The 8,699-nt window shown below is 32.6% G+C and carries 5 protein-coding genes and 1 pseudogene; 3 read left to right on the top strand and 3 right to left on the bottom strand.

The annotated features are described in order from the left end of the window. Both RMN92_RS11780 and RMN92_RS11785 read left to right on the top strand, forming a co-directional pair. The coding region (locus RMN92_RS11780) for a cytochrome c biogenesis protein CcdA (protein WP_309609639.1) at window positions 1-1,677 on the top strand (1,677 nt) is incomplete at its 5' end. Between the two features lie 17 nt (window positions 1,678-1,694). Continuing rightward, complete coding sequence (locus tag RMN92_RS11785; RefSeq protein ID WP_309609640.1) at window positions 1,695-2,114, top strand: DM13 domain-containing protein; 420 nt, start codon at window positions 1,695-1,697, stop codon at window positions 2,112-2,114. A 35-nt stretch (window positions 2,115-2,149) separates the two neighbouring features. Here RMN92_RS11785 and RMN92_RS11790 read toward each other — a convergent pair whose 3' ends face one another. From RMN92_RS11790 to glyA, 3 genes are all read right to left on the bottom strand, one after another. Then, the gene (locus RMN92_RS11790) at window positions 2,150-3,448 is read right to left on the bottom strand and encodes an amidohydrolase family protein (RefSeq protein WP_309609641.1); all 1,299 of its coding nucleotides are present in this window, start codon (window positions 3,446-3,448) and stop codon (window positions 2,150-2,152) included. A gap of 1 nt (window position 3,449) precedes the next feature. Then, window positions 3,450-6,449 carry an amidohydrolase family protein gene (locus tag RMN92_RS11795; protein WP_309609642.1) on the bottom strand — a complete coding sequence of 1,000 codons (3,000 nt, stop codon included), beginning with the start codon at window positions 6,447-6,449 and terminating at the stop codon, window positions 3,450-3,452. Window positions 6,450-6,711: 262 nt separating this feature from the next. Continuing rightward, window positions 6,712-7,986 carry a serine hydroxymethyltransferase gene (gene glyA / locus RMN92_RS11800; protein WP_309609643.1) on the bottom strand — a complete coding sequence of 425 codons (1,275 nt, stop codon included), beginning with the start codon at window positions 7,984-7,986 and terminating at the stop codon, window positions 6,712-6,714. Between the two features lie 100 nt (window positions 7,987-8,086). Here glyA and RMN92_RS11805 point away from each other — a divergent pair. After that, window positions 8,087-8,699, top strand: a pseudogene (locus RMN92_RS11805) (fumarylacetoacetase); the annotation flags it as partial.

Below are 8,699 nucleotides of genomic sequence, written 5' to 3' on the forward strand. Positions count from 1 at the left end.
AAACAAAAAATAAAAATTACCAATCCCAATTTAAAAAACATTTCCGTTTATTTAGAATATCAAGCTTGTAAAGACGCTTGTATTCAGCAAGATAAAACTTTTGAATTTAAATTGCCCGTAATAAAGGTTGCAGCTAATACAAATATACCAACAGATTCTACATCAATAAAAGCCTTGGCTAATGAAACTATTGGAAAAGAAGAAATTGTAAAAAAAAATGATGTATCCAATAAACCAATTCAAAAAAACGAAGAAAAAAAAGGATTATTAACCATTTTCTTTCTGGCCTTTTTAGGAGGTTTCGCGGCATTACTTACACCTTGTGTTTTCCCAATGATTCCTATGACAGTAAGTTTTTTTACCAAACAAAGTAAAACCAAAGCTCAAGGAATTAGAAACTCCATTTTTTATGGAATATCCATCATTATTATATATGTACTTTTAGGAGTAATCGTTTCTGCAATTTTTGGAATCGATGCCTTAAATTCGTTATCAACAGATGTTTGGTTTAATGTTATATTTTTTATACTTCTACTTGTATTTGCTGCATCATTTTTGGGTGCTTTCGAGATTGTTTTACCTAATTCATGGGCAAATAAAGTAGATAGACAAGCAGATCGAGGTGGATTTATTGGCATATTGTTTATGGCACTCGCATTGGCAATTGTTTCTTTTTCTTGTACTGGTCCAATTGTTGGAACCTTGATTGCAGAATCTTCCAAATTTGGAGGAATAGGTCCAATTGTTGGAATGCTAGGTTTTTCATCGGCAATAGCCTTACCATTTATGCTTTTTGCCATGTTTCCAGGTTGGATGAATTCGCTTCCAAAATCTGGTGGTTGGTTGAATACCGTTAAAGTTTCACTTGGTTTTTTAGAATTGGCATTTGCATTTAAATTTTTATCCAATGCAGATTTGGTTCTGCAATTACATTTATTAGAACGTGAAGTTTTTATAGCCATTTGGATTGCTGTTTTTGGTGTTTGGGCTTTGTATTTACTTGGTAAAATTGCATTGCCACACGATAGTCCAGTTACAAATATTTCAGTAGGAAGATTATTCATTGGATTGTTTGTATTGGTTTTTACCATTTATTTAATTCCAGGATTGTGGGGCGCACCGTTAAAAATATTGAGCGGATTTACACCACCCATAACTTATAGCGAAAGTCCTTTTGGGATTGGAAATTCAAATGCTAACTCAAGTTTAAAATCCGATTTACCAGAGTTTGCTCATTTAGGGCCAAATGGCATTATTGCTTTTGATGATTATGAAAAAGGATTGGCTTATGCAAAAAAAGTAAATAAACCAATATTGCTAGATTTTACTGGTCATGCCTGCGCAAACTGTAGAAAAATGGAAGAACATATATGGTCTAAAGATGAGATTTTAAGTATATTAAAAAATAAAATAGTTTTAATATCGTTATATGGTGATGACAAACGTGAAATCCAAGAGAGCGAAAAATACGTATCTAAAACAACAGGAAAAAGAATTACAACAATTGGAAAAAAATGGAGCGATTTTCAAATTTCACGTTACAACATAAATTCGCAGCCTTATTATGTAATTTTAGATTCTGACGGAAAGGATTTAAACTTACCTATAGGCTATACGCCTGATGCTGATGAATATAAAGTATGGTTAGAAAACGGAATTTCAAAATTTCAAAAATAAATTTAAAATTTATAAATATGAAAAAGTATCTATTATTATTAATGAGTGTATTTATTTTTATTTCTTGTGATAAAGATGGTAATGATCCAAATGCAGGTTTAGAAAGTATTTCTGAAAACTCTGTACTCAAATATTCTGGAACATTTGCGCCAACTTCAGGAATAAACGTTACTGGAACTTCAAAAATTTATTTGGAAGGAACAACATACAAATTGAAATTGGAAAACTTCAGTGTAAGCACTGGTCCAGATTTGAAAGTATATTTGTCGAAAGCAGACACACCAACAGATTTTATTAGTTTAGGCGCATTGGGAACTGGAAACAATTTAGTTTACAATATAGCAGTTCCTGTAGATTTTACACAATATAAGTATGTGTTAATTCATTGTCAGCAACAAAATCATTTATTTGCCACATCAAACTTAATGATGAATTAAAAAAAATGCCACTCAAAAAGTGGCATTTTTTATCTCTATAATTTGTATTTTTCTTTATACTTTTTTTCCAACTTACTTTGATGCGTTTCTAAATTAATTTCACGTCCTTGAATATAAGCTTGTGTCAATTTGTTGGTTCGCATATCCAAAGCATCACCCTCAGAAATAAATAATGTAGCATCTTTACCTTGTTCGAGTGTTCCGCAAAAGCTATCAATTCCTAAAATTTTAGCTGTATTTGATGTAATAAGTTGCAACGCCAGTTCTTTATCTAAACCATAAGCAACGCATGTTCCAGCTAGAAAAGGTAGGTTTCGAGTATTCATTCGTTCCATATTCCCACTATTTTCAAGAGCTACCAAAATACCCTTATCCGTTAACAATTTTGCCATTTTAAAAGGCAAATCAATATCATGATCATCATTTTCAGGCATATCGTGAACTCTTTTCAATAATACAGAAACATTGTTTTTTTGCAACAAATCTATTGTTTTGTAAGTTTCATAGCCGCCAACAATTGTGATTTTTTTAATTCCATTTTTTAGAGAAAGTTGTACAGCGTCAATAATTTGTTTTTCTTCATTAGCATGAATAAATAGTGTTTGAGTTCCGTCAAATAAACCTTTTGTAGATTCAAAAGCCAGATTTCTTTCTTTGGAAACATCCCCAAAATAAGCTTTTGCATTGGATAGAAAAATGGAAACCTCATCAACTTGTTTGATATAATCTTTATTGGCTTCTACAACGCCGGGTTCTGCCCACCAACCGCTTCTTTTAAAAGTAGAAGGGAAATTTAAATGTATGCCGTTACTTTCTTTTACAACAGCCTCTTGCCAGCTCCAAGCATCCAGTTGAACAACTGAAGAAGTTCCTGAAATTCTGCCACCACGAGGTACAATTTCTGCCAATAAAACACCATTTGGACGTACTGTTTCAATAACTTTCGACTCTGCGTTGTAGGCAATTAAACTTTTTACATGTGGATTGAAACTTCCAATTTCTTGTTCATCATCAGATGATTTTACAGCATCTATTTCAACCAATCCTAAAGTAGAATTTGGCGCAATAAATCCAGGATAAACATGTTTTCCTGTGGCATCAATTTTAATCTCATAGGCCGACATATCTATTCGAATTAAAGTAGCGTCGGCAACCAATTCAATTTTTCCATCCTTGAAACCTACAACTGCATTTTCAATTATTTTTCCATTTCCCAAATGTGCAGTAGCATTGCTAATTAACACAGATTTTGATTGTTTTTTTGCTGGAATTTGCTGTGCTTGCGTATTTATTGCTATCGTGAATATCAATAAAATTATATGTATTTTTTTCATCTTAATTTTGTTCTAAAGTATCGCAATGGTAATGTATTTTCTCTTTTTTCTTTGGCTCTTGCGTGGTCATTCCTTTGTTTTTTTCATTTAGTAATTGACCAATCAATTCACTTCTTTCTTTGGCAATAGCCACACGATTTTGTTCGTCTTTTTGAATATCAAAATAAACAACACCTTCAATTATTGTTTTTTCGGCTTTGGCATAAATAGACAATGGATTGTTATTCCAAAGCACCAAATCGGCATCTTTGCCCACTTTTACGCTTCCTACTTTATCATCAATATGCAGTAACTTGGCAGGATTTAAGGTTACAAATTTCCAAGCTTCTTCTTCGGAAACATTACTATATTTTACAGCTTTGGCCGCTTCTTGATTCAAACGACGCGACATTTCAGCATCGTCAGAATTATAGGCAACTACTACACCTAAATCATGCATAATTCCGCCGTTATATGGTATGGCATCGTTTACTTCAAATTTGTAAGCCCACCAATCTGAGAAAGTTGATGCTCCAACACCGTGTAGTTTCATTTTGTCGGCAACTTTGTATCCTTCTAAAATATGTGTAAAAGTATTCACTCGAAAATTGAATTTTTCAGCCACATTCATCATCATCAAAATTTCCGATTGTACATAAGAATGGCAAGTAATGAAGCGTTCTTTGTTTATAATTTCTAGAATGGTTTGCAATTCCAAATCTATTCTTGGCGCTTTATTTTTATCCTTTTTTGGATTTGAATTGTAAGTTTTCCAAGCATTTTCATATTCTTTGGCACGTTGAAAATAATCGGTAAATACCTGCTCTACTCCCATTCTAGTTTGTGGAAAACGAGTTGGATTGTCTATTCCCCAATTGGATTGTTTTACATTTTCGCCCAAAGCAAATTTGATGAATTTAGGTTGATTCTTATACAACATTTCATCCGGAGATTCACCCCATTTCCATTTCACAATGGCAGAACGACCACCAATTGGATTGGCGGAACCGTGCAACAATTGTGAAGTAGTAACACCTCCAGCCAAATCACGATAAATATTAATGTCTTCAGAATTCACGACATCTTGAATGGTGACTTCGGCACTTGAATTATGTCCGCCTTCATTTACACCGTTTGAAATGGCAATATGTGAATGTTCATCGATGATTCCTGAAGTTAAATGTTTGCCTTTTGCATCAACTGAAATTGCAGTAGCATCGGATAAATTTTTTCCGATAGAAGCAATTTTTCCGTTTTTAACCAATACATCAGTTTCAGTTAAAATACCCTCTTTTTCATTGGTCCAAACTGTCGCATTTTTGAATAAAATGGTTTGTTGGGTAAGTTTTGCATTGCTTCCATAAGCACGATTTGGAAAAGTAACTGGGAAAATTTTGTTTGGTTTCTCTACCGCTGCCGTATCTTTTACAATAACAAATGGTGCTGTTTTTTTTGCATTCCATTTGAATTCGTTTCCATTGGATAAAACAGCTTTGCCAGATAAATTTTCTATATTTTCTATAAATCCAGATAAGCGAGTGAAATTTGATTTTATGGTGTCCTTTGATTTCACTAAAACATTAATCCAATTGTTCGAAATAGCTAGTTTTGAATTTACTTTTTTGGAATCTGTAGTTGTAATTTCAGCTTTTGGCGATGCAATTTCTCCATCTATTTTCATCTTATAGGATTCATTTCCTATTGTAACATCATAATTTCCACGAATGTCTTTAACATTTATATCATTTACCACAAATTTATTTCCTTGAACCCAATTTTCATATAGTATTGTTTTTTCGTTGAAAATTTCTCCCGAAGTGATTATAAAATTGGCATAAGTTCCAACATTTAAACTTCCAATTTCTGAACTTCTTCCAATTAAAGAAGCGGGAATTGTAGTTAGAGATTCTAATGCTTTTGTTTTATCGAAACCAAATTTGATGGCTTTTAATAGATTGGTTCTAAAATCTTCAGTTTTCTTTAATTTATCGGTTGTCAATGCAAAAGTGATTCCGTTTTCAGATAATACTTTCAAATTGCTTGGTGCTTGATTCCAGAAACGCAAATCAGATAATTCCATTTGATTGGCTTGATACGGATCTGAAACATCATAAGCCTCAGGAAAATTGATAGGAATAATAAATTTTGAATTGGTTCTCTTGATTTCATCAATACGTTCAAATTCATTTCCAGAGCCTTTCAAAATATAATTCAAACCAAACTCTTTGGCAATTTTTGCTGCGCGCAAACTATTTAATTTATCTTCGGTTGCAAATATTTGAGGTAATTTTTCATTAGCAATTAAAGCTTCTAGAGAAGCATCTTTGGTTGGCGAGTTTCCTTTTTTGTACCAATCCAAATCGTAATAAACTTGACGAAGTAATGCCATCATTCCCATGAGTGAGCTAGGATATGATTGTTTAGAATTTAAACTTCGTGTAAAAGCATAATGATTTGAAGCTTTGGCAAGAATAACTCTAGATTTTGAATCAAAATTATTCAAAGCAATTAAGGTTCCAGTACCACGAGCTATACCGTCTTGCAAATGAGTTTCGATAACACCAAAACCAGCTTTTAGCAATTCATCTGCTTTAGTTTGGTCGTATTTGAAACTTTTTAAGCCTTCTGTTTCAGGTTTGATGTGTTCATTCCAATAAAATCCAACACGTTTGGTATCATACATTGGATTTCTATCAAAATTATTATCACTTTTTGGGTTTTCAATCCCAAAGTTTGAATAGATATCTATAAATGAAGGATAAATTGATTTGCCTTCCAAATTAATAATGATAGCATTTTTTGGAATAGCAACGTTTGCTCCAACCGAAATAACTTTCCCGTTTTGAATAAGCAATGTTCCTTTTTCTATAATTTGTGTGGGAGTAACAAAAATTTTAACGTTGGTTAATGCAGTAAAATTGTTGTTTTTGTTTTGAACACTTTCATTGTTTGGAAAGTATTCTTGAGCGGTAATTTTCGGAATAAAAAAACTCAAAAAGAGTAAGAAGATAGTTTTTTTCATTTGGTTTTAGTTAATTGTTATAAAAATATAAAAACAGATTACTTTACATTTTTAATTGTAAAAAATTTAACTTTTTTTTAGTAATTTCTGATATTTAATGACAAATTGTTCAATAAATTTGAATTGAAGTTATTAAAATTTATTGAATGAAAAAAAATGAAGTATACAATTTATATTCATACATTTATACATGACGAAATCATTTTAAATTAAAAAACCACGAATCGCTTCGTGGTTTTTGTATGTAAAATTTTTAAGATTGTTAAAATACAAAAATGGCTCTCTCACCCATCATTTCGTTCACTTGATCAGCCACTTCTTCAATAATTTCCTCATTGGTATGATTCATAATTACTTTATCAATGAATGCAACAATAGTTTCCATGTCTTCTTCAACTAAACCTCGCGTTGTAATTGCTGGTGTTCCTACACGAATTCCTGAAGTGACAAAAGGTGATTTATCATCAAAAGGAACCATATTTTTATTTACAGTGATTTCTGCTTTTACCAATGCATTTTCAGCTTCTTTACCAGAAATATTTTTGTTTCTCAAATCAATCAACATCATATGATTGTCGGTTCCTCCGGAAATTAAATTATATCCTCTTTTTACAAAAGCTTCCGCCATCGCTTTTGCATTTTTTTGAACTTGCATGGCATATCTGAAAAACTCATCGGTCAAAGCTTCACCAAATGCAATCGCTTTCGCTGCAATAATATGCTCCAATGGTCCGCCTTGATTTCCAGGGAAAACAGCCATATCCAAAACGTGAGACATCATTCTAATTTCTCCTTTTGGCGTTTTTAAACCCCAAGGATTTTCAAAATCTTTACCCATTAATATTAATCCACCACGTGGTCCACGCAATGTTTTATGTGTTGTTGTTGTAATAATATGACAGTGAGGCACTGGGTCGTTCATTAAACCTTTGGCAATTAAACCTGCTGGATGTGAAATATCTGCCAATAAAAGAGCACCAACAGAGTCGGCTATTTCTCTAAATCGTTTAAAATCCATATCACGAGAATAAGCAGATGCTCCCGCAATAATCATTTTGGGTTGTTCTTTGGTAGCAATTTCTTGGATTTTATCGTAATTCAAAATTCCTGTTTCTGGTTCAACACCATAAAAGGAGGGACTGTATAACTTTCCAGAAAAATTAACGGGTGAGCCGTGTGTTAAATGTCCACCGTGAGACAAATCGAATCCTAAAATTTTATCTCCTGGTTTTAAACAAGCTGCAAAAACTGCGGTATTGGCTTGTGATCCAGAATGTGGCTGTACATTGGCGTATTCAGCTCCAAATAATGATTTGGCCCTGTCAATGGCAATTTGCTCTATTACATCAACCACCTCACAACCACCATAATATCGCTTTCCAGGATAGCCTTCAGCATATTTATTAGTTAAAACTGAACCGGCAGCTTCCATAACTTGGTCGCTTACAAAGTTTTCTGAAGCTATCAATTCTAAACCGTGAATTTGTCTGTCTTGCTCTTCAAGAATAAGGTCAAATATTTGTTCGTCGCGTAACATATTTTTTATTTCATTAATTTCAATGCAAAAATACAAAAAAACGTTTGGTAAAATGATTGTTTATAATATATTTGATATCAATAATAAAATAATTAATAATATGCCCATTACAGCAAACAACCCAGACAGAAAATCTTGGTTAGATATAAATACAAATAGCGATTTTCCAATTCAAAATATTCCATTTGGTGTTTTTTTGACCAAAGAAAATATAGTAACCGTTGGAACAAGAATTGGCGATTATGCCATAGATTTAGGTGCTTTACAACAATTAAATTATTTTGAAGGAATCGAATTGACTGATGATGTTTTTATGCAAGACACGCTAAATGATTTTATTTCTGATGGAAAAAAAACATGGCGTTTGATCCGAAATCGAATCGCAGATATTTTTGATATTAATAATAATAAATTGAAAGAAAATAAAAAAGATAGAGATATTGTAATTTTTAAAATGGATGATGTCGAAATGCAACTTCCAGTATTTATTGGAGATTATACAGATTTCTTTTCCAGCAAAGAGCATGCAACCAATACAGGAACTATGTTTCGTGATCCAGAAAATGCATTGTTACCCAATTGGTTACACATTCCTGTAGGATATCATGGCAGAAGTTCTACCATTGTTCCATCTGGAATTCCTGTGCATAGACCAAACGGACAAACTTTGCCAGTTGGAGAAACACAACCAGTCTTTGGTCCGTCGAAAGCGG

This window comes from Flavobacterium sp. (assembly GCF_031363805.1).
In the GTDB taxonomy this organism is placed as follows: Bacteria; Bacteroidota; Bacteroidia; order Flavobacteriales; family Flavobacteriaceae; genus Flavobacterium.

Bases quoted from the DNA above. Each gene is read 5' to 3' on its own strand.
- RMN92_RS11795 (WP_309609642.1), bottom strand. From the start codon at position 6,449: ATGAAAAAAACTATCTTCTTACTCTTTTTGAGTTTTTTTATTCCGAAA.
- glyA (WP_309609643.1), bottom strand. From the start codon at position 7,986: ATGTTACGCGACGAACAAATATTTGACCTTATTCTTGAAGAGCAAGAC.
- RMN92_RS11785 (WP_309609640.1), top strand. From the start codon at position 1,695: ATGAAAAAGTATCTATTATTATTAATGAGTGTATTTATTTTTATTTCT.
- RMN92_RS11790 (WP_309609641.1), bottom strand. From the start codon at position 3,448: ATGAAAAAAATACATATAATTTTATTGATATTCACGATAGCAATAAAT.